Genomic DNA, 21,874 nt, shown 5'->3' with positions numbered 1-21,874 from the left:
CCCCCGCACGACGATCCGCCCCCGCAGCCGAAGCCGCCGCCGTCGCCGCTCTGCCACGAACCGCGCCGACGCCTCCGCGACGGCTTGCCGGACCCGCGCACCGCCCGGACGAGCACGACGATGAGGCCGAACCCCACGATCGCCAGGTAGTCCATTTGCTCCGCCCCCGTTCCGTTCCACTCTCATCTGTGTGAGGGAGATGCCCCACACGGTCAGCGCACCAATCCCCACTTGAGCAACTCCAGAGCTTCAGCCGCTGTGCCGACCGCCCCCGCCTCTGCCGCCACCGTCAGGCTCCGGCCGCTGTCAGCCCTTTGCCATCCGCCGGATGGCCATCAGGACCCGGCCGCCTCCGTCCTCGGCCGCCATCTGCCGCGAGACCGACGCGGCGGCTCGGGCGTACGACTGCTGCCGGGTGACACGGACGAGCGCGTCGGCGAGCCGTTCGGCGGTCAGAGAACGGAACGGGATCGGACCGGCCGCGGCCCCGACCGCTGCGAGCCGCGCGGCCCAGAAGGGCTGGTCCGCGGCCACCGGCACGGTGACGGCGGGCACCCCGGCGCGCAGCGCTGCCGCAGCCGTGCCGGCACCCGCGTGGTGGACCACTGCGGCCAGCCGGGGAAACAGCAGGGCGTGCGGGACGTCTCCGACGGTGAGGACATCGTCCCCCTCGGCCGCGAGGCCGAGGTTGCCGGACTGGAGGATGCCGCGCAGGCCGGCCCGGCGCAGGGCCTGTACGGCGATGCCGCTGACCTGTTCAGCGTCCCCGGCCGCCATGCTCCCGAAGCTGACGAGGACGGGACGGGGGCCGGCCCGGAGGAAGCCCTCCACCTCGGCCGGGAGGTGCTCGGCAGCGTCGTGGTGGGGCCACCAGGTGCCCACGACGTCCAATCCGGGACGCCAGTCGGACGGGCGGGGGACCAGGGCCGTGCTGAAGCCGTACAGGACGGGCCAGTTCGCCCGTTCCTGTCGTCCACGCATCTCGGGGGCGGAGAGCGGCGGCAGCCGGAGCCGTCGGCGCAGCCCCGCGACCGCTCCCCCGTACACCCGGTCGGTCATGGCCAGTGCGAAGCGACCTGCCGCGCGGTTGCCGACGCGGCCCAGCGAGCGGCCTGCCGCGACCGTGGGCGGGAAGTCGCCGGTGGGCTCGGTGGGCTGGAGGTACACCCCCAGGCTCGGTATGCCCGTGGCCTCGGACAGGTGCCAGCCGAGCGGGGCGGTGGTTGCCGACAGCAGCAGCAGGTCCGCGCCGTCGTCCACCGCTTCGGCGAACCCATGGCCCATCTCGGTGACGAACGCGCCGGCGGCGCGCATCAGCTTCCGCCTGCCGCCGACCTCGCGGTGGGCCCGGGTGTCGCCGGGGAGCCGCCGGGATTCCAGCCCGGCCGCACGGACGAGCGGCGCGAACGCCTCCGTGGTGGCCAGGGCGACGTCGTGGCCCGCGCCGCGTAGCTCCGCGCCCAGGCCGGTGTACGGTGCGACGTCGCCGCGCGACCCGGCCGCGGCCATCAGGATTCTCATCGTTCTTTCCCCGATCCGGTACGGAGGATGTCGGCGCGGGCCGCGTTGGCGTGGATCGCCGTGCACAAGTAGGCCGCAAGGCCCGGGCGTTGCTGGGACGGCGGTACGACGAGAGCGAAGGCCCGCCGATCGGCGACGAAGTCGTCCGCGATGCGCTGGTGCATGGCAGGCGGGCAGTCGGTGAACCAGCGGGTGAGGTGCCGGCGATGCTCCTCGACGAGGTCCATCACCCGTTCACCGTCGGCCGGCTCTCCGTCGTCGAAGGCCGCCAGCAACTCCGCCCGCCAGACCGCCGCCTCGCGCATGAGCTGCCGCCAGTCTTCTTTGGTGTAGGCGTCCGCGCGCGCCATGGCCTCCTGATGCGCTGCCGAATGTGTCCATCTGACCTGCGCTTCGGTCGCGTAACTGAGATCGAAGGAGATGTCGCCGAAGACCTCGAAGCGCTCCTCGGGAGTGAGCGACACGCCGGTTTGCTGTACCTCGATCGCCCGCTCGGCGACCTCGGCCAGCCGCTGCATCCTGACGATCTCCTCGCTCAACTGCCGCTGCCGTGCTCGCAGGTGCTCGAGAGCGTTCGCGTCGGGGTCCTGGAGGATGGCGGCGATCTCGTCGAGGGGAAAGCCCAGTTCCCGGTAGAAGAGGACCTGTTGGAGGCGGGTCAGGTCCGCCTCGTCGTAGAAGCGGTAGCCCGCGTGGCTGCGGCCGCTGGGTGAGAGCAGCCCGACCTTGTCGTAGTGGTGCAACGTGCGCACGGTCACCCCGGCGTACGCGGCCACTTGTCCTACGGAGTACCCCATGTCCCTGTCCCGTCTTCCGTCCGGCAAGCGACATCCTGCGGCCTGACGTAAGGGGAGGGTCAACTCGCGCATCGTGCACGCTGCCTCCCGAGACGCACCGCACCCCGCCCGGGCCGACGCGGAGGGCGAAAGTTGACATCCTGCGCGCTCGCGAATTACCTTCGCCATTACTTGAGAACATGAACCATCTATTACCTTAAGCATCCTCTTCACCCGGGGCAGCACGACCAGAGGAAGGGCACAGGCATGAAACCAGCCCAGCACGGAGCCGCCGTCGCAGCCGAGGCCGCCGCACTATTCGCCACGGTCACGGCAGCCGATTTCTCCACCCCGGTGCCGACCTGCCCCGGCTGGACCCTCGGGGACCTCACGCGGCACGTGGGCAGCGTGCACCGGTGGTTCACCGAGCTGCTCCGCCGGCGCATCCAGCAACCGCCGACCAGCCGCGAGGTGGACCTGCGCCTGCCGGAGCACCCCGAAGGCTTGCCGGACTGGCTGGCCGCGAGCGCGGCGGAGGCCGCCGAGGTGTTCGCCGCCACCGACCTGGACGCACCGATGTGGGCCTGGGGAGCCGACCAGCACGCCCGGTTCTGGGTCCGGCGCATGCTGTTCGAGACCCTGGTCCACCGGGCCGACGCCCAACTCGCACTCGGGCTCCCACCGCGCATCGACCGCGTACTGGCGGTCGACGGCATCGACGAGTTCCTCACCAACCTGCCGTTCGCATCCTCCTTCGCGCCGCTGACCGCACAACTGCGCGCCCCCGACCGGACCATTCGCTTCAGTTGCACGGACGGCGACGGCGACTGGCTGGTCGGCCTGCGCCCCGACGGCTTCGCCCTGGTGGCCGACCCCACCGAGCCCCACGCGGCGGACGCCACCGTCCGGGGGTCGGCCGCCGACCTCCTGCTGCTCCTCTACGGCCGCCTGGACCGCCGCAGTGACGCCTTCCACCTGCTCGGCGACCCGGACCTGCTCGCCCACTGGTTCACCCACTCGGCGTTCTAGGCGACCGGGAGACCGGAACGGCCGCCCCTCCCGATGGACCGGCTGCTCGCGGAGCGCGTGTGGGAGCCGCTCCGGCTGAGCCAGACCAGAAACCAGTACACGCCGCAGATCCAACGGCTGGATCCTCACGAACCCGTCGTTCTCGGGCTACGCGGCCATCGGGGCCTGCCTGCCGACACGACAGCTGTCGATCTCCGTCAGCGTGACGCAGGGCCCCAAGAGCCCTGAAGGCAACTCGGCGCAAACGATCGCCGCACGCCTCTCCGCCGCCCTCGCCCCCGGACATGCGCTCAAGATGAGGTGACTTCCACCACCCCGGCGCCCTTCGGCGTCACCCGGAGCAGAAGCGGCAACGTCCGGTCCCACCCCCACTGACCGTGGCACGTCCGCGGAGCGGGCACTGCCCGGCCGACGGCCGCCGCTCGCGAGGAGCGGTGCCCCGGTCCCACAATCGGGGGCGGGGGATTTGCCCCTCTCTGTACACTGCTGAGTCGTTGCCTCGAGGGTGTTCGGAGGCCCGGTTGCCGCACGGTTTGTCGGGCTTCGTATGATCCAGGGGAGTCCACGGCAGCCCCGACACCGGGCCTCCGCAGTGTCCCCGGTCCTGCCGATCGCAGGGGCTGTCACAGCGGTACCAGCCGAGGCGGCTCCTGCCCTGCCCATCACCGCCGTCGGCCCCTGCCCGGACGGCCCATCCTCTGAAGACACCACTCTCTTGCGCACCGACTCGACCGCCACGCTCCCCCCGCCGCCCGCGCCCGACCAGCCGGCCACCCGCGTACTTCCCCGCCTCAAGGGCCGCGCGCCCGCCCCGCCCGCGCCGGGCGCCGCCCTGCACAGCGTCAGCGCCGCCACCGCCGTCATGCTCGCGCTGGTGGCCATCGGCGCGGTGATCCACGAGCCCGTCCTCATACCGCCGCTGGCCGCGTCCGCCGCGATCGTCCACAGCGTCCCGGGCCTGCCGCTGGCCCAGCCCCGCAGCGTGATCGCCGGCCACCTGATCTGTGCCGCCGTCGGATACGGGGCCCTTGCCGCCCTGGGCAGTGCCCCCTGGGCGGCGGCCGTCGCGGCCGGACTGGGACTGGCCCTGATGACCGTGGCCCGCACCCCGCACTCCCCGGCCTGCGCGACCGCCGTCGTCATCGTCCTGAACACACCCGACCCCAGAACGTTCGTGCCGCTCCTCGCCGGATCGGCGGTCCTCCTCGTCCTCGCCGGCTGCGCCCTCTCCCGCGCCCGCTCCGGAAGCCCCCGCTACCCCGTCTACTGGTGGTGACGACCTGGCTGCTCGGCCTGCCGCCGCAGGTCAGCCGAGGGCAGTGCTCCTGCAAGAGCAACTGAAGCTCCCAGCCCTGGAACGCGTGCGCCCGCCCTGCAGGCCGGGCGGCCGCGCGGGCGGGCGGGAGCGTAAGGACGGGCGGACGGGCGGACGGGCGGACGGGCGTAGCAGGGCTCAGACGATGCCCTCGGCGATCTCCGCCTGCTCCCGGGCGTTCCCGTAGGCCGACGGGGTCCCGTAGGAGCGCCGGGCGACGGACCACCACACGCTGGCGAGGACCAGTACCACGGCCAGGGCGATCACCGAGTAGTTCATCGAGTCGATGGTCACCGGGGACTTCTGCGGCAGGCAGAACACGACGGTGACGACCGCCACCCAGACGACGGCGATCCAGCCGATCGGCTTGCTCCAGCGGCCCAGGCTCCACGGGCCGGGCTCGAACCGGTTGCCCGCGCGGAGCCGCAGGTAGATCGGGATGGCGTAGGCCGGGGTGATACCGATGACGTTGATGGCGGTCACGGCCCCGTACGCGGTGGCGGAGTAGAGCGACGGCAGCGCGAGCACGCCCGCGACGACGACCGAGAGCCAGACCGCCGGGACCGGTGTCTGCGTGCGCCCGCTGACCTTGCGCCACAGGGCGGAGCCGGGGAGCGCGTTGTCACGGCTGAACGCGAAGACCATCCGGCTCGCGGCGGCCACCTCGGCGTTGCCGCAGAAGAGCTGCGCGACGATGACGACGAGGAGCAGGGCGGTGGCGCCTCCGGGGCCCAGGGCATCGAGGAATATCTGGGCGGGCGGGACGCCGGTGACGCTGCCCTGGACGGCCGCGTAGTCCTCGATGGCGAAGGTGAGCCCCGCGAGCAGGGCGAATCCGGCGATCCAAGAGACCCAGATGGCCCGGACGATGCCCTTGGCGGCGGAGACGGAGGCATTCGAGGTCTCCTCCGAGAGGTGCGCGGAGGCGTCGTACCCCGAGAAGGTGTACTGGGCGAGCAGCAGGCCGACCGCCGCCACGTAGAACGGGTTGGCCCAGCCGGTGTCGTTGACGAACTCGGTGAAGACGAACGACGGCGACCGGTGGTGGTCCGGAACGAAGGCGAGGGCGCCGACGATCAGCGCGACCCCGCCCAGGTGCCACCAGACGCTGACGGAATTGAGCACGCTGACGAGGCGGACACCGAAGAGGTTGAGCAAGGCGTGCAGCAGCAGGATGGCCAGGAAGATCAGGAAGGTCGAGCCGGAGGTGGGCACGAAGCCGAACCGGAGGTTGAGGAAGGCGCCGGTGAACAGGGCGGCGCCGTAGTCGATTCCGGCGATGGCGCCGAGCAGGCCGAGCAGGTTCAGCCAGCCCGTGTACCAGCCCCAGCGGCGTCCGCCGAGCCGGTCGGCCATGTAGTAGAGCGCTCCCGAGGTGGGATAGGCGCTGGTCACCTCGGCCAGGGCGAGACCCACGCAGAGCACGAAGAGGCCGACTCCGGCCCAGCCCCACAGCATCACGGCCGGGCCACCGGTGCCCAGGCCGAAGCCGTACAGGGTCATGCACCCGGAGAGGACGGATATGACCGAGAAGCTGATGGCGAAGTTGCCGAAGCCGCCCATCCGGCGGGCAAGGACGGGTTGGTAGCCGAGTTCTCTGAGCCGTTCCTCCTCGTCCTGTGGGCGCGGGGCGTTGCGGCCTTGGTCGGCAGCCCATGCGGTTCGGGACATGGCGGTACCTCCGGGTGGGTGGTGGAGCACGGGGACGGTGGAGCGCGGGGACGTGGAACGGGGTGAGGGAGCGGGTGTGAGGGAGCGGGTGGCGGGCGAGCGGGTGGCGGGAGAGCGGCTGCCGTGGGGACGGAAGGTCAGTCCCGGGCTGCCAGGCTGCGGGACCTGGCCTGCAGGAACACCTCCTCGGCCAGTGCCTGGTCGGCCGGGGCGCGGGTCCGGTAGGCCCACGGCAGGGTGGTCCAGTACCGGCCGATCGCGTCGAAGACCAGGGCCGCCTCGTCGAACCGGAGGGCTCCCCACAGGGCATGGGCGAGGTGGTTCAGGTCGAGCGGGGAAGCGTGCCGCGGGTCGGCGCTGCGGAACCAGGCGTCCAGCGCGTTGCCGGCGTCGCGGATGGCGTTCTCGGCGACCCAGTGCAGATCGAGGGCCCTCTCCTGGCCGCGTTCACGACGGTAGCGTTCGACCCGTACGTAGAGCGGCAGGACGTGGGCGGCGGACCCCGACGGGGCGGAGCCGGCGGCCCAGTGCGCGAAGTTGGCGGCCTCGGAGAGCGGTCCGGTCGTGCCCGCGTACACGAACTGGAGCATCCTGTGGTACGCCTCGCGGTTGTGCGGGTCCCGCTTGTCCGCCTCGGCGAGGAGGCCCCAGGGTCCCGGGGGCAGCATCGGGCCGGGCGGCGGCAGCCGGTGCTCGTCCATCTGACGGTGCTCGTCGAGGAGGGTGAGGGCGAGCAGGCAGACCCAGGGCACGGGGTCGGCGGGGCTGACGCCGGCCGCGTGCCGGCAGGCTTCCCAGGCCTCCTGCCACAGCTCGCCGGTGCGGGGATGTCCGGCGCGGTGGGCGCGGACGGCCCGTTCGACGACGACACGGGTGTGCATCACGGTCGCGGCGACGCTGTGCGGTTCCTCGGTCCGCCACGCCTGGACCACGTCGGATCCGGCGGCCACGGCGGCGAGGACCTGGGTGCGCTGGGTCCACAGGCCCCAGCTGTCCGTCCGTTCGAGCAAGTGCGCCATCGACACCCATCGGCCGGTGCGCAGGTCTTGGACGGCGACACGGAGCTCGTTGTCGTGGCCTGCGGGGTGGTAGACGGGCCGGAAGTCGCTGCCCGCCATCACCTCGTCCCGGTCGGTGGGCGCCCGGGACGGGCGCGGCTTGCGGTGGTCGTGGTCATGAGTCCTCGGATCGCGTGGAGGGTGGGACCATCCGGCGTTCGACTGCCGCACTGCAGCCGTGCCGGCGCCGGGGATGCGCGAGCCGCGCGTGAACTGAGCTCCGGATCCCCGCCGTTGACCCGCGGTCGACGTCTTCCCGTTGATCGGCGATCACTATAGGGCGAGTGGGGGGATCCACCGCTGGATTCTTGTTCGAACGCAACGTACAAGCCATGTGAGCAACATGACTTTGCGTCAGTGACTCCCGGGTGACGGTGGAGGATCTTGACGCGCGTCGTCCGCTGGTGGAGGCTTCCGACCGACGATCACGCATGCCGACACCAGGGACGGAGTGGTGATGACGGGCCCGGTGCTCGCTGTCGACCAAGGCACGTCGGGAACCAAGGCCCTCGTCGTCTGTCCGGTACGCGGGGTCATCGGCTCCGGTTCCGCACGCGTACGGCCCCGCCACCTGCCGGACGGCCGGGTGGAGGTCGACCCCGGGGAGCTGCTGGATTCGGTCGTCGACGCCGGGCGGGCCGCGCTCGCGGCGGCCGGTGAGCCGGTCGTCGCCGTGGGGCTGGCCAACCAGGGCGAGACCGTTCTCGCCTGGGACCCTGCGAGCGGTGCGCCGTTGACCGACGCCATCGTCTGGCAGGACCGGCGCGCCGAACCGCTCTGCACCGAACTCGCCCCGCACGCAGCGTTGTTGCGCGAGGCGACCGGTCTGCCGCTCGACCCTTATTTCGCCGCGCCCAAGATGGCCTGGATACGCCGCCACCTGACGCGCCTCGGCGTCGTCACGACCAGCGACGTGTGGCTCGTGAACCGCCTCACCGGTGCGTTCGTGACCGACGCGGCGACGGCGGGCCGCACCCAGCTGTTGGACCTCGACACCGTCGGCTGGTCGCAGCCGGCACTCGACGCCTTCGGCCTCACGGGCGAGCGGCTGCCGGAGATCGTCGACGCGGACACCCGCGTCGGCACCACCTCCGCCTTCGGGCCCGAGCTGCCGCTGACGGGGCTGCTCGTCGACCAGCAGGCAGCGCTGCTCGCCCAGCGCGTCACTGAGCCCGGAACCGCCAAGTGCACCTACGGCACGGGCGCGTTCCTGCTCGCGCAGACCGGTCCACTCCCCCGCCGCAGCGCCTCCGGGCTGGTCGGCTGTGTGGCCTGGCGGCTCGCCGGACGGACCAGCTACTGCCTGGACGGACAGGTGTACACCGCCGCCTCCGCCGTGCGCTGGCTGACCGACCTCGGCGTGATCTCCGGCGCCGAGGACATCGACACCGTGGGCGGCAGCGTCCAGGATGCGGGCGGCGTCACCTTCGTCCCCGCTCTCGCCGGGCTCGCCGCCCCGTGGTGGCGGGGCGATCTGCGGGGCTCGGTCACCGGTCTCGGCCTCGCCACCACGGCCGGGCACCTGGTGCGCGCCCTGTGCGACGGCATCGCCGCCCAAGTGGCGGAGCTCGCGGACGCGGTCGCCGCCGATCTGGGCGCCCCGCTCGCCGCCCTGCGCGTCGACGGCGGCCTGACCCGGTCCGCGCTGCTCATGCAGGCCCAGGCCGATCTGCTCCAGATCCCCGTCGAGGTGTCGGCGCTGCCGGACGCCACCGCGCTCGGCGTCGGCGCGGTCGCCCGGCTCGGGCTGGATCCCGCGCTCACCGTCCAGGAGGCCGTCCCGCGGTGGAAGCCGTCCGCCGTATACGAGCCGAGGGCCGGCGCCGGGCAGGCCGCGGAGCGCCGCGCACGGTTCCGGACGGCGGTGTCGGCCCTGCTCGACGGCCCGGCGTGACCGTCACCACTCGGGGCGCCCTGCCCGGCGGGGTGTACGACGCGACGGTCGTCGGCGCCGGGGTGGTGGGCTCGGCGATCGCCCGCGAACTCTCCCGGCTCCCCCTGCGGATCGCCCTGGTCGACGCCTCCGACGATGTCGGCGACGGCACCTCCAAGGCCAACACCGCCATCTTGCACACCGGTTTCGACGCCGTGCCCGGCTCCCTGGAGTCCCGGCTCGTCCGGGAGGGCCGGCGCAGGCTCGCCGCGTACGCCGCTGACAGCGGCATCCCGGTGGAACCGCTCGGGGCACTTCTGGTGGCCTGGGACGAGGAACAGCGTGCCGCGCTGCCGGGCCTGGCCGACAAGGCCGTACGCAACGGCTACCGCTCGGCCCGGATCGTTTCGGCCGACGAGGTGCGGGCCCGCGAACCGGAACTCGGGCCGGGGGTGCTGGGGGCACTCGACGTGCCGGGCGAGTCCGTCATCTGCCCCTGGACGACCACGCTCGCGTACGCGACACAGGCCGTCCGCGCCGGTACCGACCTCCACCTCAACTGCCGTGTGGAAGCCGCTACCCCGGGCGACCCGCACGTCCTGGCGACCAGCCGGGGACCGCTGCGCACCCGCCACCTGGTCAACGCGGCGGGCCTGTACGCCGACGACGTCGACCGGCTCCTCGGCCATGCGGACTTCGCCGTGACGCCGCGGCGGGGCCAGCTGATCGTCTTCGACGAACTCGCCCGCGGCCTGGTGCGGCACATCCTGCTGCCGGTACCGGGCGCCCTCGGGAAGGGGGTGCTGGTGTCGCCGACGGTGTACGGGAACGTGATGCTCGGGCCGACCGCCGAGGACCTGGACGACAAGACGGCCACCGGATCGACCGCCGAAGGGATCGCGCTGCTGCGGGAGAAGGGCCGGCGGATCCTGCCGGCGCTCATGGAGGAGGAGGTCACCGCCGTGTACGCGGGGCTGCGGGCCGCGACCGGGTCCGAGGACTACGCGATCCGGGCCCACCCCGCGCAGCGGTACGTCACCGTGGGCGGGATCCGCTCGACGGGTCTGACCGCCTCGATGGCGATCGCCGCCCATGTGGTGGAGCTGCTCGCCGAGGGCGGCCTGCCGGTGACGGGCGCGCGGGAGCTGGAGCCGGTTCGGATGGCGAACCTGGGAGAGGCATTCCCCCGGCCGTACCGCGACGCGGAGCTGATCGCAGCGGACCCGGAGTACGGCAGGATCGTCTGCCACTGCGAGCGGGTGACCCGCGGGGAGATCCGGGACGCGCTCGCGGGGACGGTGCCGCCCGGCTCGCTGGACGGCCTGCGGCGACGCACGCGCGCGCGGGGCGGCCGCTGCCAGGGTTTCCACTGCGGCGCAGCCGTCCGCGCGCTTTTCGAGGAGGCCCGCCGGTGAACCGTACGGTCGACGTCCTGGTCGTCGGCGCCGGACCAGCCGGGCTGGCCCTCGCCGCCCGCCTCGCGGGCGCCGGCGCGGGGCGGGTCGAGGTCCTGGAACGCGAGCAAGACGCCGGAGGCGTGCCACGCCACTGCCACCACGGCGGGTTCGGGTGGCCGCCGCGCCCCTGGCTCCGGGGACCGGCTTACGCCCGGCGGTCGGTGGAGGCTGCGGTCGGAGCGGGGGCCATGGTCCGTACCGGAGTCACCGCCACCGGTTGGGCCGGCCCCCTGTCCCTGGAGACCACCAGCCCGGCGGGCCTGGAGCGGATCACGGCCCGGGCCGTCGTCCTCGCCACGGGTGCCCGGGAGCGCCCCCGCAGCGCCCGGCTGGTGCCGGGCTCACGTCCGGCGGGTGTGCTGACCACCGGGGAGCTGCAGCAGTCGGTCCACCTGTACGGGCAGTCCGTCGGGCGGCGGGCCGTGGTGGTGGGCGCCGAGCCGGTGGCCCGGCACGCGGTACGTACGCTGCGCCGGGCGGGTGCGGACGTGGTCGCGATGGTCACCGAGCGCTCGCGCGGCACCGCCGTGCCGGGGGTCCCGCTGCTCACGGCCACGACGGTGGACGAACTGCGCGGACGGGGCCGCCTGTCGGGCGTGGCCGTGCGTCACGAGGACGGCCGGTCGGGCGTTCTCGTCTGCGACACGGTGGTCTTCACCGGTGACTGGATCCCCGATCACGAACTGGCCCGGCGCGGCGGCATCGCCCTGGCGCCGGGCACCCGCGGACCCTCCGTCGACGGGCGGTTTCGTACGTCGGCGCCGGGCGTCTTCGCGGTCGGCAACGCCCTCCACGGCGTCGAACGCGCCACCACGGCCGCCTCGGAGGGCGCCGCCGCCGCGGACCCGGTGCTGGCCCACCTGTCCGGCTCGCGGTGGCCGGATCCCGGCCCGCCACTGGTCGTTCGGGCCCCGCTGGTGTGGGTGACGCCGAACCGGGTCACGGGCGTCGCGGGGCGGCCGTTGCTGGTGCGGTCCGGGGAGCCGCTGAACGGCCCTGTGGTGTCGGTCGGCCAGGACGGGCGGCTGCTGTGGCGGCGGTGGTTCCCGGGCCCGGTGTCACCGTCGCGGTCGCTGCGGCTGCCGCCGGGGTGGACCAGCCGGGTCGACCTGACAGGCGGCCCGGTGGTGGTGCGCCTCACCTGACGGCACGGCCGGGTCGTCCCGAGCCGACGGCCGAGCCGGGCCCGGCGGCGGGAGTCCGGGCTCCGGGTCGTGCGGTCTCGGGAGCCCGTTGCGGGCGTGGAGGGACGCACGCGGTGGTCGATCCGAACCCGCCCCGGAGCCCATGGCTCCGGGGCGGGCGGATGCGGGCTGCGCCAATCAGGCGGCGGTGATGTTCTCCGCCTGCGGGCCCTTCTGGCCCTGCGTGATGTCGAAGGTCACGGCCTGGCCTTCCTGGAGCTCGCGGTAGCCGGTGGAGTTGATGTTGGAGTAGTGCGCGAAGACGTCCGGACCGCCGCCGTCCTGCGCGATGAAGCCGAAGCCCTTTTCGGAGTTGAACCACTTCACGGTTCCGCTGGCCATGGTCATGCCTCTCAGTCGATGTCGGATCCGCACCGCGCGGACCCGGAGGTGATCGCCCTGGTCCGGCACTGCACAGCAAAACGCCCACGCCAGGGCGCGGGCAGGGACTGCGAACCACGACAGCTCCCGCTGAAGTTACACGCCGGAACCCCAGCTCACCAGAGAGCAACGGCCACTGATCGCCGGTTGGGACAACTCCGTCCCTGAAGAGCCCCCCAGGTCTCCTCCACCGCCACCCGGCTGCGGGCGGCATTACGATGCGGGGCGGGCGGGGCCTTAGCGCAGAGGTCGACGCGCGCGGTCTCCAAAACCGCGAGGACGCCGGTTCGAATCCGGTCGGCTCCGTCCACCGGAATCACTCGCCTGCGTACGTGTCAGTGCTGGTGCGCGGCCTCGCCTCCGACGGAGGTTCCGGCACGGCCCTTCGGCGTGTCTGCGGCGTTCCGTTCCGGGTCGGCGGTACGGGTGGCGGGCGGGACTCGCGGGGCCGGTACTGGAGTGACGAGAGTGGGAGTGCGCCATGGCGATGGTCGGTCTGTTCTGGGTCACTCCGGACGCGGTGTACGTGGGGTCGCCGCCGACCGCCATCGGGAGCTGTGTCCGGTTGACCGCCGAGGGGCTGGAAGCCGAGGACCCCGACGGCTCCCGGGCTTGGACGTGGGAAGGCCTGCGGTCCGCGGTCGTCGAGGACGTGCCCGCCGAAAGCCCGTCGGGCCGTGCGACGAAGTTCTTCGGGTCGATGATCTCTGCCGCGTTCGGCGCCTTCCTCGGCGAGGGGCCGCCCGAGATGACGCTGCGGCTGGAGACGGAGGCCGGCCCGGAGGCGGTGACGGTGCACTCGGCGGCGGCCGGGGGATACGGCGCCGAGGAGGCAGCGCTCTCTCAGGACCTGCTCGCCCGGTTCGTGGCGGGAACCGCGGACCCTCGGACCCTCGAGGAGTGGGGTCGTGAGCACAGCCGGGAGGGCACACCGAAGCCGCGTGAGCGGGAGGCCGTGCTGCGCACGTGGGCGCAGGCGTGAGCCGGGCCGGCGGCAAGGCCGGCAGCTGTTGCGCCATGGGACGACACGGCCTGGCCCCGTGCCGTGCGCGGCCGTGGCGTCCGCCGCGCCGGGGCTGGGGTGGAGGCACCGCCGGTGCCGGCGGCCGGGGCGGTTTGCGTGGGGGTCCTCGGGGCACGTGCTGGGCGAGGGAGGGCAGTCCGGCGCAGAGCACGGAGGAGGTTGTCATGGACGACCAAGGTGGCGCGGGAGGCGTGCCCTTGCACGACGAGAGCGACGAAGAGACCCGGCGCCGCAAGCCGCATGCGGAGCGGACCGGCTCCCGTCCGGAGCCCGAAGGCACCCGGGCGGCGGACACGGACGAGGCGAGCCGTCTCGACCGGCCGCAGGTCCAGCCGCAGGATCCGGGTGACCCGCGCAAGCACCGGGTCGAATGGAAGGGCCCCGAGGGCGGCGGCTGAAACGCCTGCCGTGCCGCCGGTCCTCAGCTGCCCGGCAGCAGGGTTGTGTCGCACGCGTCGAGGGCGGCGGGTTCGTCCTGCCGCGATCCGGTGAAGTCGTCGATCCGGCTCCGCCGGCGATCATGGTGCGCGGGCGGGCGGAGTTCGGCGGCGGTTTCGGCGCGGCCTTTCCGTGTCCTGAGGGCTGCCCCGTACGCGTCTCCGCTCCGCCAGCCGGGTGCTCGTCCGCCGTGTCGTCGTAGGGCCGGCCCGCCCCGGTACGAGGATGTGGCCGACGTTCCCCGACTCGGCAGGAGCCTTCCCGTGCTCGAACGCAAGCGCCGCAAAGGCAGCAAGGACCACACGGAGATCACCTTCGTCCTGTCGGCGGACATCCCGCCGGGACCGGTCAGCGTCGTGGGCGACTTCAACGACTGGCAGCCGGGCACGCACGAGCTGCAACCGCGCAAGGACGGCACGCGAGCGGTCACCGTCACCCTGCCCGGGGCGAGCACGCACGCCTTCCGCTACCTCGCGGCGGGCGACTACTGGTTCAACGACGAGGGCGCCGACGCACTCGACGGGTCCAACAGTCTCCTCCGTACCTGACGCACCGCGCCCACTCACCTACGCACCGTCTCCGGGAGCGCTCCGCGAGTACCGTGGAAGGGCTCCCGGGGGCGCATCAGCGGATGGGGTTGAGAGTCGTGTCGACATCGAGCCACGAAACATTCGGTGCACCCTGCTGGGTCAGTCTGATGGCCCGCGACCTCGGCTCGGCGCAGGAGTTCTACGGTACGGTCCTCGGCTGGGAATTCGGTTCCGCCCGCCTCGGCGACGGGTTTTCCGTGGGCTTCAGCGACGGCGTCCCGGTGGCAGGTATCGGCGTCCTGCCGCCCGGGGTCACGGTCCCCGTGGCCTGGACCCCGTACTTCTCCGTGGACGACGCCGACGTCACGGCCGCACGCGTCCTCGAACGCAGCGGAACCGTCGCCGTAGGCCCCTTGTCCTTCGGCACCGGACGGGCGGCGCTCGCCTCCGACCGTGACGGCGCGGTCTTCGGGATCTGGCAGGGGGATGCCATCCCCGATTGGGGTATGGGCGGCGACGCCGCTCCGGCCTGGCTCGAACTGCGCACGCGGGACGCCTTCGACGCCGCCATTTTCTACGGCGAAGTGCTGGAGTGGGCCTGTGGGCACACCGGCTGCTGCCAGGTGGCCTACGTGGAGGAGGACAACCGCATCCTGCTCCGCCACGCGGGCCGGACGGTGGCCCGACTGCGCGGCGGTACCCTCGCCGAGGCCCCCGACCCGCACCTGCGGCCACGCTGGCACGTCCATTTCCGGGTGCCCGACCTCGAAACCGCGGTGAAGGCGGCCATCGGACTGGGCGGCAGCACCCTTTCCGTGACGGACTCCGGTCCTCTTCCCCAGGAGATCACCCTGCGGGACGCGGAAGGCGCGCTGTTCGGCATCGTCGGCCCGGCCGGACCCGGCCTCTCTTGATCAGTCGCCGCAGTGCTACGCGGCCACGGCGCCGGGTACGGCCGCTTCGGCGAAACGCACGAGGGCTGACGAAGGTGGGGCTGCCGGGTGGTCCGCCCCAGCGTGCAGTCGGGCCGCGCGGGTCAGCCGCCGCTCCGCTTGCCGGGAGGGTCCTGCGGATCGATCCCGGTGACAGCCGATGCGTCCCGCGTACCACTGGGGCGCTGCGAGGCGCCCTGCGGGCCGAGATCGCGCATTCCCTTCTCGCCCTTGGCGCCCTTGGCCTGCCGCTCTCCTCTGCGGCCTTCGCTCTTGCCCACGTCCACGCCGGAGCCCTTCGTCTCCTCGTTGGACACCTTGCGGCCGGGGCCGGGCGCGGGCGCGTGCTCCTCCGCGTGGAAGGAGCGCTCGGCACTCGGGTTCTCCTGCTGACGCGTAGCGTCCACGTCAGGTGACCAACCGTGCTGCTGACCGGAGTGTCTGCTGGTCGCTTCGTCCTGGCTCGGCTTCCGCTGTTTCGCCATGGCCATGCCTGCCTTTCCTCAGCCGCCCCGGGCCGACCCGGCCCGGCGAACTCTTCCAGTTGCCCCTACCCGTACATACCTGGGCAAATCCCATAGCTCGGCCTCGCTCGATTCGGCGGGGGTGAGAGCCGTCATACAGGGCGCCACGTCGGTACTCGGGCGAGGCGAACGGGCCGCCCGCACGCGTACGAAAGGCATGGCGGCCCGAAAACGGGGGCAGGCGCCCGCCATGTCAGAGGAACCGGAACGCGTGAGCGCCGGGGCCTTTCGCCCCGAACCGTCCCCCGACCGTATTGCCGAGCCGTGGGGGCGCCGCACCCCGTTCGGGCGGGGAGAAACCTGGCCCGAGCGCGTGGACTCGTACATCGCCGACGGCTCCGGCTCCACGGGTGCCGATGGCTCTTCGGTTACCGACGGCTCCGCGGGCACCGACGGAGCCCGGGCCGGCCGCGTCGACCGGTGGGTTCCGACCGCTTCCAACTTCCACTCGAACGGGGACGCGATGGAGCTGGCCGTCAGTGACGGCCGGCTGGTGGGCGTCCGGGGGGTGGCCGGCGACCGGGTCAACCGCGGCCGCCTCGACCCCAAGGACCTCTACGGGTGGCAGGCCATTTCCTCGCCGGACCGTCTGACCCGACCGTTGATCCGGGTGGGCGGCATTCAGCGGGAAACCGACTGGGACACGGCGATGGCGCGCATCACCGACCGTACCCGCGCGCTCCTCGACGGACCCGGCCCCGCCTCGATCGGCTTCTACACCAGTGGCCAGTTGTTCCTGGAGGAGTACTACGCCCTGGCCCTCGTCGCCCGCGGCGGCCTGGGGACCAAACACCTCGACGGGAACACCCGGCTGTGCACGGCAACGGCCGGCGAGGCGCTCAAGGAGTCGTTCGGTTGCGACGGCCAGCCCGGGTCGTACGGCGATATCGACCACGCCGACACCATCGCGCTCTTCGGCCACAACATGGCCGAGACCCAGGGGGTCCTCTGGAGCCGGGTCCTGGACCGTCTCGCCGGCTGCGAACCGCCCGTCCTGCTGTGTGTGGACCCCCGGCCGGGCCCCGTGTCCGAGGCGGCCACCGTCCATCTGCAGCCGAAGCCCGGCAGCAACCTGGCCCTCATGAACGGCCTCCTGCACGAGGTGATCGCGGGTGGCTGGATCGACTCCGCGTACATCGAGGCCCATGTCGTCGGTTTCGACCGCCTCGCACGTCAGGTGGCCGGCTTCCCGGCCGAGGCCGCCGCCGCGGCCACGGGGGTACCCGCCGAGCAGATCCGTGCCGCGGCGCGCCTCCTCGGCCAGGCCGGCCGGCTGCTGTCCACGGTTCTCCAGGGCTTCTACCAGTCGCACCAGGCCACTGCCGCCGCCGTCCAGGTCAACAACCTGCACCTGATCCGCGGCATGCTCGGGCGGCCCGGCTGTGGCGTCCTTCAGATGAACGGCCAGCCCACCGCCCAGAACACCCGCGAGTGCGGAGCGGACGGAGACCTGCCCGGGTTCAGGAACTGGGCCAACCACCGGCACGTCGAGGAGCTCGCGAAGGTCTGGAACCTCACTCCCGACCGCATCCCCCACGACGGCCCGCCCACCCACCTCATGCAGATGATCCGCCTCGCCGAGGAAGGCTCCCTGCGCATGCTGTGGGTCTCCGGGACCAACCCCGCCGTTTCCCTGCCCGAACTGGAACGCGTTCGGGCCGTGCTCGGTCAGGACCGGCTCTTCCTCGTCGTCCAGGACCTCTTTCCGACGGAGACGACCGAGTTCGCCGACGTGGTGCTGCCCGCCGCCGGCTGGGGTGAGAAGACCGGCACGTTCACCAATGCCGACCGCACCGTGCACCTCTCCCTCAAAGCGGTCGAGCCTCCCGGCGAGGCCCGCCCCGACCTGGACGTCTTCCTGGACTTCGCCCGCCGCATGGACCTGCGCGACGCCTCGGACGCACCGCTCGTCCCCTGGCGGGGCCCCGAAGAGGTCTTCGAGGCGTGGAAGGAATGCAGCCGCGGCCGCCCCTGCGACTACAGCGGACTGACCTATGCGCTGCTGCGCGAGCGCGGCGGCATCCAATGGCCCTGCACCACCGAGCACCCGGAAGGCACCGAGCGCCTCTACACCCGGGGCGACTTCCGCAGCAGGCCCGAAGACTGCGAGACCTACGGCCGCGACCTCCTCACGGGCACGCCGCTCGACGAGGACGCGTACCGGTCGCTGAATCCGGACGGCAAGGCGGTCCTGCGCACCGCCGAGTACGTCCCGCCGCACGAGCAGCCCGACGACGACTACCCCCTGTGGCTGACCACCGGCCGCACGTTGTACCAGTTCCACACCCGCACGCGCACCGGTCGCGTGCCCGAACTGCGTTCCGCGGCGCCCGACATGTGGATCGAGGTATCCGCGGCCGATGCGGCGGCCGCCGGAATCGGGGAGGGCGACCTCGCGGAGGTCTCCACCCGGCGGGGAACCGTCCGGGCTCGGGCACGCGTCACGGGCATCCGCGAAGGTGTCCTCTTCCTGCCGTTCCACTACGGCTACTGGGACGCCCCCGAGGGAGCGGGGCACCACCGGGCCGCCAACGAGCTCACGCCCACCAGCTGGGATCCGGCCTCCAAGCAGCCGCTGTTCAAGGCCGGCAGCGCCCGCATCACGCTGGTCGCCCGCCCCTCCGGCCCGGCTCCCGGCCCCACGAACACCGCCTCGAAGCCGGTGCACACGCCATACGAGCAGGAGTCGCCATGAAGGCCCTGACCTGGCACGGCAAGCGTGACGTCCGCGTCGACACCGTGCCCGACCCCGTGATCGAAGACCCCACGGACGTGATCGTGAAGATCACCACAACCGGGCTGTGCGGATCCGACCTGCACCTCTACGAAGTCCTCGGTCCCTTCCTCGACGCAGGAGACATCCTCGGCCACGAACCCATGGGCATCGTGGAGGAAGTGGGCTCCGAGGTCACCCGCCTCCGGCCCGGCGCCCGGGTCGTCATCCCGTTCAACATCTCCTGCGGCACCTGCCACATGTGCGGCCAGGGCCTGCACTCCCAGTGCGAGACCACGCAGGTCCGCGAACACGGCAGCGGCGCAGCCCTCTTCGGCTACACCAAGCTCTACGGACAGGTCCCCGGCGGCCAGGCCGAACACCTCCGCGTCCCCTTCGGCAACACCCTTCCCATCCCCGTACCGGCCGACGGACCCGACGACCGCTTCGTCTACCTCTCCGACGTCCTGCCCACCGCCTGGCAGGCCGTCGAGTACGCCGCGATCCCACCCGGCGGCACCGTCGCGGTACTCGGCCTGGGGCCCATCGGAGACATGGCCACCCGCATCGCAGCACACCGCGGAGCGAGCCTCGTCATCGGCGTCGACCTCGTCCCCGAACGGCTCCGCCGCGCCGCCGCACGCGGCGTCCACACCCTCGACCTCACCACGCACGGCGCGGACCTCGTCGACGAGGTGCGGGCGCTGACCGGCGGGCGCGGCCCGGACTCCGTCATCGACGCCGTCGGCATGGAAGCCCACGGTGCACCCGTGGCGAAGGGCGCCCAGCATCTGACCACCATGCTGCCGGACGTCCTGGCCGCGAGGATGATGCAACGCTTCGGCGTGGACCGCCTCTCCGCGCTCCTCCTCGCCATCGAGCTCGTACGCCGGGGCGGGACCATCTCCCTTTCCGGCGTGTACGGGGGCATGACCGACCCGCTGCCCCTGCTGACCATGTTCGACAAGCAGATCCAGCTCCGCATGGGCCAGGCCAACGTGTGGCGCTGGGTCGAAGACCTCTTGCCGCTCCTCACGGACGGCGACCCGCTCGGCGTCGACGATTTCGCGACCCACCGACTGCCTCTCGCCGAGGCCCCCGAGGCGTACGACATGTTCCAGAAGAAGCAGGACGGCGCGGTCAAAGTCCTCTTCAACCCCTGACCGGGATCTCCGGACGAGTTCGGCCGGGAGCGTCACGGGAGGGGTGTGCCGCCGGTCGCGTTGACGATCTCCCCCGTGATGTAACTGGACTGGGGCGAGGCCAGGAAGACGTACGCGGGTGCCATTTCGGCCGGCTGAGCGGGGCGGCCCAGGGGCGAGTTGCCTCCGAACTCCTTGGCGTCCGGCATCGTCGCGGGGATCAGCGGCGTCCACACCGGGCCGGGCGCGACCGCGTTGACGCGGATGCCCCGCTCGGCGACCATCTGCGCCAGGGAGTGCGTGAAAGAGATGATCGCCGATTTCGTCATCGCGTAGTCGAGCAGGTGGGGGCTGGGCTGGTAACCCTGCACCGAGGTGGTGTTGATGACGCAGCCACCACGGGGCATGTGGGTCAGGGCCTTGCGGGAGAGCCAGAACATCCCGTACAGGTTGGTCTTCATCACCCGGTCGAACTGCTCCGTGGTGATTGCCTCGATCCCGTCGGGCTGGGCCATCTGGTAGGCGGCGTTGTTGACGAGGATGTCGATGCCCCCCAGTTCGCTCACCGCCCGTTCGATCAGGGCCGCGCACTGGCCCTCGTCACGGATGTCGCACGCGACGGGTACGGCCGTGCGGCCCGCCTCGCGGATCAGGCGCGACGTCTCGGCGGCCTCGTTCTCCTCCTCGGGCAGGTGTGTGAAGACGACGTCGGCGCCCTCCCGGGCGAAGGCCAGGCACACGGCCCTGCCGATCCCCGAGTCGCCCCCGGTGACGACCGCCGCCCGGTCCAGGAGCACGTCGTGGCCCCGGTAGGAGTCCTCGCCGTGGTCGGGTCGCGGATCCATCGCCTCGGTGGAGCCGGGGTGGTCCTGCTCCTGGTCGGGAAACGGCGGTCGGGGGTGGCGGGTCACCGGGTCGGGAACGCGGGGCGCTTCGTGCGAGGGCATGGCTCTTCTCCGCTGCTCGGGTGTCTGGGCGTTCTCGCGGACCGGACCGGACCTGCCAGGTCAAGGCGGGCGAGAACCCGAGGCGGGCGGGCCTGCGCTCGCACGGCGTGGCCCCGCGTCGGCTGCGTGAGATCAGCGACCGAGGGCGCTCTTGAGCTGCTGCTTGGTCATGGTCGAGCGGCCCTCGATGCCCCGCTTCTTCGCCTCCTGGTAGAGGTCGTCCTTGGTCTGCTCGGAGGAGCTGCGGCCTCCCCCGGACTTCTCGCCGCCCCGCTGCGAGGCGGACTTTCCCTGGGTGGAGCTGCGACTGGCCGTCTTGCTCTCCCCCGAACGTGCACGTTCCTTGTTCACCGTGCGGGAGGCCATCTCCTTCGCACGGCCCTCTGACATGCCGCGCTTCTCGCCGGACTCCTTGATGTGCTCGTACTGGCGCTCACGCTTCGGGCTGGAACCTCGGGGCATGTCGCATCCCTTCATCGACGCTGTGATGTCACGGTCATGGTGCGGGGACGTCGGCCACCGCGCATCTCGCCCGCGCCAGACGGGGGGGGCCGGCCGCAGTCGTGCGGCGGACGTCGGCCGGACCGTGGCCTGGGGCGGAGGGCGGGGGGTCGGGCCGGCCTGGGGCGGGGCGCGCGGGGCTGGATTGCTCCGGACGGGTCAGGATGTCGCTGATCCGTTGCTCCCCCGCCGAGGGGTGCGGCGTGGCAGAGCGGTGGGACGCGGGAAACCCTGACCCGCGAGGCCGGCGGCAACCCCTACCCGGGTGGCGTCCCGGCGTTAGCCGCGCACGCGACCGGGCAGGGGCCAGGAGACGAACCGAAAACGGAGCGACGAGGAGGCACAGCCGATGACCACTGCCCGCGAAATCATGACGGAAGGCGCCGAGTGCATCGGTGCCGACGAGACCATCCTCCGAGCGGCCGAGAAGATGAGGGACCTCGGTGTCGGCGCGCTGCCCATCTGCGGCACCGACAACAAGCTGAAGGGCATGCTCACCGACCGGGACATCGTGGTGAAGGTACTGGCAGAGGGCAAGGACCCCGCCCAGTGCAAGGCCGGCGAGTTCTCCCAGGGCGAGGCCGTGACCATCGGAGCCGACGACGACGCCGCGGAGATCCTGCGCACCATGGCCCGGCACAAGGTACGCCGACTGCCGGTCATCGACGGCCACGACCTCATCGGCATGGTGGCCCAGGCCGACGTGGCACGCGCGCTGCCCGACGCGAAGGTCGGCGACCTCCTGGAGACGCTGTCCAGCTGAGCTGTCCGGGCCAGGCCCCGGAGGCCACCGCGGTGGCCTCCGGGCCGACGCGTAGACCAGCCCGTCCCGCGGCGCCCGGCGCCGGGTCCGCGCCC

Annotated in this window: 20 protein-coding genes and 1 tRNA gene; 13 read left to right on the top strand and 8 right to left on the bottom strand. The window is 72.4% G+C overall.

Annotation, left to right across the window (positions count from 1 at the left end):
- Nucleotides 1-306: 306 nt before the first annotated feature.
- Both AB0D48_RS30690 and AB0D48_RS30685 read right to left on the bottom strand, forming a co-directional pair.
- Entirely contained in the window at nucleotides 307-1,521 is a 1,215-nt protein-coding gene (locus AB0D48_RS30690; RefSeq protein WP_362404181.1) for a glycosyltransferase, read from the bottom strand.
- Nucleotides 1,518-2,318: a MerR family transcriptional regulator gene (locus AB0D48_RS30685; protein WP_362404178.1), complete on the bottom strand. Its 801-nt coding sequence runs from the start codon at nucleotides 2,316-2,318 to the stop codon at nucleotides 1,518-1,520. Before AB0D48_RS30685 ends, AB0D48_RS30690 begins: the two co-directional genes overlap by 4 nt.
- A 246-nt stretch (nucleotides 2,319-2,564) precedes the next feature.
- Here AB0D48_RS30685 and AB0D48_RS30680 point away from each other — a divergent pair, with 246 nt between their 5' ends.
- Nucleotides 2,565-3,326 (top strand): maleylpyruvate isomerase family mycothiol-dependent enzyme, encoded by a 762-nt coding sequence (locus tag AB0D48_RS30680; RefSeq protein WP_362404175.1) that lies wholly within the window; start codon nucleotides 2,565-2,567, stop codon nucleotides 3,324-3,326.
- Nucleotides 3,327-4,041: 715 nt separating this feature from the next.
- Nucleotides 4,042-4,602 carry an HPP family protein gene (locus AB0D48_RS30675; RefSeq protein WP_362404172.1) on the top strand — a complete coding sequence of 187 codons (561 nt, stop codon included), beginning with the start codon at nucleotides 4,042-4,044 and terminating at the stop codon, nucleotides 4,600-4,602.
- Nucleotides 4,603-4,779: 177 nt separating this feature from the next.
- Here the strand turns inward: AB0D48_RS30675 and AB0D48_RS30670 are convergent, their stop codons facing one another.
- Nucleotides 4,780-6,312, bottom strand: coding sequence for an amino acid permease (locus AB0D48_RS30670; protein WP_362404169.1), 1,533 nt, complete (start codon nucleotides 6,310-6,312; stop codon nucleotides 4,780-4,782).
- 137 nt (nucleotides 6,313-6,449) lie between these two features.
- Complete coding sequence (locus AB0D48_RS30665) at nucleotides 6,450-7,430, bottom strand: hypothetical protein (protein ID WP_362404166.1); 981 nt, start codon at nucleotides 7,428-7,430, stop codon at nucleotides 6,450-6,452.
- Nucleotides 7,431-7,827: 397 nt separating this feature from the next.
- Between AB0D48_RS30665 and AB0D48_RS30660 the strand changes: the two genes are divergently transcribed.
- The 3 genes from AB0D48_RS30660 to AB0D48_RS30650 are packed head-to-tail and all read left to right on the top strand — an operon-like array spanning nucleotide 7,828 to nucleotide 11,845.
- Complete coding sequence (locus tag AB0D48_RS30660) at nucleotides 7,828-9,264, top strand: FGGY family carbohydrate kinase (protein WP_362404163.1); 1,437 nt, start codon at nucleotides 7,828-7,830, stop codon at nucleotides 9,262-9,264.
- A complete protein-coding gene (locus AB0D48_RS30655; protein ID WP_362404160.1) occupies nucleotides 9,261-10,658 on the top strand; it encodes an FAD-dependent oxidoreductase in 1,398 nt (465 codons plus the stop codon). The genes AB0D48_RS30660 and AB0D48_RS30655 overlap by 4 nt, the downstream gene beginning before the upstream one ends.
- Nucleotides 10,655-11,845 (top strand): FAD-dependent oxidoreductase, encoded by a 1,191-nt coding sequence (locus AB0D48_RS30650; RefSeq protein ID WP_362404157.1) that lies wholly within the window; start codon nucleotides 10,655-10,657, stop codon nucleotides 11,843-11,845. Before AB0D48_RS30655 ends, AB0D48_RS30650 begins: the two co-directional genes overlap by 4 nt.
- 177 nt (nucleotides 11,846-12,022) lie before the next feature.
- Here the strand turns inward: AB0D48_RS30650 and AB0D48_RS30645 are convergent, their stop codons facing one another.
- Complete coding sequence (locus AB0D48_RS30645) at nucleotides 12,023-12,226, bottom strand: cold-shock protein (protein ID WP_328929665.1); 204 nt, start codon at nucleotides 12,224-12,226, stop codon at nucleotides 12,023-12,025.
- Between the two features lie 270 nt (nucleotides 12,227-12,496).
- Here AB0D48_RS30645 and AB0D48_RS30640 point away from each other — a divergent pair.
- The 5 genes from AB0D48_RS30640 (at nucleotide 12,497) to AB0D48_RS30620 (ending at nucleotide 15,171) form a co-directional block, all read left to right on the top strand.
- A tRNA-Trp gene (locus AB0D48_RS30640) sits at nucleotides 12,497-12,571 on the top strand.
- A 175-nt stretch (nucleotides 12,572-12,746) separates the two neighbouring features.
- A complete protein-coding gene (locus AB0D48_RS30635; protein ID WP_362404154.1) occupies nucleotides 12,747-13,247 on the top strand; it encodes a hypothetical protein in 501 nt (166 codons plus the stop codon).
- A gap of 206 nt (nucleotides 13,248-13,453) precedes the next feature.
- A complete protein-coding gene (locus AB0D48_RS30630; RefSeq protein WP_362404151.1) occupies nucleotides 13,454-13,687 on the top strand; it encodes a hypothetical protein in 234 nt (77 codons plus the stop codon).
- A 303-nt stretch (nucleotides 13,688-13,990) separates the two neighbouring features.
- Nucleotides 13,991-14,275 (top strand): isoamylase early set domain-containing protein, encoded by a 285-nt coding sequence (locus AB0D48_RS30625; RefSeq protein ID WP_362404148.1) that lies wholly within the window; start codon nucleotides 13,991-13,993, stop codon nucleotides 14,273-14,275.
- A 149-nt stretch (nucleotides 14,276-14,424) separates the two neighbouring features.
- The gene (locus AB0D48_RS30620; protein WP_362404145.1) at nucleotides 14,425-15,171 is read left to right on the top strand and encodes a VOC family protein; all 747 of its coding nucleotides are present in this window, start codon (nucleotides 14,425-14,427) and stop codon (nucleotides 15,169-15,171) included.
- A gap of 122 nt (nucleotides 15,172-15,293) precedes the next feature.
- Here AB0D48_RS30620 and AB0D48_RS30615 read toward each other — a convergent pair whose 3' ends face one another.
- The gene (locus AB0D48_RS30615) at nucleotides 15,294-15,596 is read right to left on the bottom strand and encodes a hypothetical protein (RefSeq protein ID WP_362404143.1); all 303 of its coding nucleotides are present in this window, start codon (nucleotides 15,594-15,596) and stop codon (nucleotides 15,294-15,296) included.
- A 307-nt stretch (nucleotides 15,597-15,903) separates the two neighbouring features.
- Between AB0D48_RS30615 and AB0D48_RS30610 the strand changes: the two genes are divergently transcribed.
- Nucleotides 15,904-18,408 carry a nitrate reductase gene (locus tag AB0D48_RS30610; protein WP_362404139.1) on the top strand — a complete coding sequence of 835 codons (2,505 nt, stop codon included), beginning with the start codon at nucleotides 15,904-15,906 and terminating at the stop codon, nucleotides 18,406-18,408.
- Nucleotides 18,405-19,589 carry a zinc-dependent alcohol dehydrogenase gene (locus tag AB0D48_RS30605; protein ID WP_362404137.1) on the top strand — a complete coding sequence of 395 codons (1,185 nt, stop codon included), beginning with the start codon at nucleotides 18,405-18,407 and terminating at the stop codon, nucleotides 19,587-19,589. The genes AB0D48_RS30610 and AB0D48_RS30605 overlap by 4 nt, the downstream gene beginning before the upstream one ends.
- 32 nt (nucleotides 19,590-19,621) lie before the next feature.
- Here the strand turns inward: AB0D48_RS30605 and AB0D48_RS30600 are convergent, their stop codons facing one another.
- A complete protein-coding gene (locus tag AB0D48_RS30600) occupies nucleotides 19,622-20,515 on the bottom strand; it encodes an SDR family oxidoreductase (protein WP_362404135.1) in 894 nt (297 codons plus the stop codon).
- Between the two features lie 132 nt (nucleotides 20,516-20,647).
- Nucleotides 20,648-20,977: a plasmid stabilization protein gene (locus AB0D48_RS30595; protein WP_362404133.1), complete on the bottom strand. Its 330-nt coding sequence runs from the start codon at nucleotides 20,975-20,977 to the stop codon at nucleotides 20,648-20,650.
- Between the two features lie 388 nt (nucleotides 20,978-21,365).
- Between AB0D48_RS30595 and AB0D48_RS30590 the strand changes: the two genes are divergently transcribed.
- Nucleotides 21,366-21,779, top strand: a complete 414-nt coding sequence (locus tag AB0D48_RS30590) for a CBS domain-containing protein (protein WP_362404130.1) — start codon at nucleotides 21,366-21,368, stop codon at nucleotides 21,777-21,779.
- Nucleotides 21,780-21,874 lie beyond the last annotated feature (95 nt).

The sequence above is a fragment of the Streptomyces sp. NPDC048269 genome, from assembly GCF_040652395.1.
GTDB lineage: Bacteria > Actinomycetota > Actinomycetes > Streptomycetales > Streptomycetaceae > Streptomyces.
Note: the sequence above shows the minus strand (reverse complement) of the source record. Positions and strands in the feature narration are given on the sequence as shown.

Excerpts from the sequence above, each read along its gene's own strand:
- AB0D48_RS30690 (WP_362404181.1), bottom strand. The coding sequence starts at position 1,521 with ATGAGAATCCTGATGGCCGCGGCCGGGTCGCGCGGCGACGTCGCACCG.
- AB0D48_RS30685 (WP_362404178.1), bottom strand. The coding sequence starts at position 2,318 with ATGGGGTACTCCGTAGGACAAGTGGCCGCGTACGCCGGGGTGACCGTG.
- AB0D48_RS30680 (WP_362404175.1), top strand. The coding sequence starts at position 2,565 with ATGAAACCAGCCCAGCACGGAGCCGCCGTCGCAGCCGAGGCCGCCGCA.
- AB0D48_RS30670 (WP_362404169.1), bottom strand. The coding sequence starts at position 6,312 with ATGTCCCGAACCGCATGGGCTGCCGACCAAGGCCGCAACGCCCCGCGC.
- AB0D48_RS30665 (WP_362404166.1), bottom strand. The coding sequence starts at position 7,430 with ATGGCGGGCAGCGACTTCCGGCCCGTCTACCACCCCGCAGGCCACGAC.
- AB0D48_RS30660 (WP_362404163.1), top strand. The coding sequence starts at position 7,828 with ATGACGGGCCCGGTGCTCGCTGTCGACCAAGGCACGTCGGGAACCAAG.
- AB0D48_RS30645 (WP_328929665.1), bottom strand. The coding sequence starts at position 12,226 with ATGGCCAGCGGAACCGTGAAGTGGTTCAACTCCGAAAAGGGCTTCGGC.
- AB0D48_RS30635 (WP_362404154.1), top strand. The coding sequence starts at position 12,747 with ATGGCGATGGTCGGTCTGTTCTGGGTCACTCCGGACGCGGTGTACGTG.
- AB0D48_RS30630 (WP_362404151.1), top strand. The coding sequence starts at position 13,454 with ATGGACGACCAAGGTGGCGCGGGAGGCGTGCCCTTGCACGACGAGAGC.
- AB0D48_RS30620 (WP_362404145.1), top strand. The coding sequence starts at position 14,425 with ATGGCCCGCGACCTCGGCTCGGCGCAGGAGTTCTACGGTACGGTCCTC.
- AB0D48_RS30610 (WP_362404139.1), top strand. The coding sequence starts at position 15,904 with ATGTCAGAGGAACCGGAACGCGTGAGCGCCGGGGCCTTTCGCCCCGAA.
- AB0D48_RS30605 (WP_362404137.1), top strand. The coding sequence starts at position 18,405 with ATGAAGGCCCTGACCTGGCACGGCAAGCGTGACGTCCGCGTCGACACC.
- AB0D48_RS30600 (WP_362404135.1), bottom strand. The coding sequence starts at position 20,515 with ATGCCCTCGCACGAAGCGCCCCGCGTTCCCGACCCGGTGACCCGCCAC.
- AB0D48_RS30595 (WP_362404133.1), bottom strand. The coding sequence starts at position 20,977 with ATGCCCCGAGGTTCCAGCCCGAAGCGTGAGCGCCAGTACGAGCACATC.
- AB0D48_RS30590 (WP_362404130.1), top strand. The coding sequence starts at position 21,366 with ATGACCACTGCCCGCGAAATCATGACGGAAGGCGCCGAGTGCATCGGT.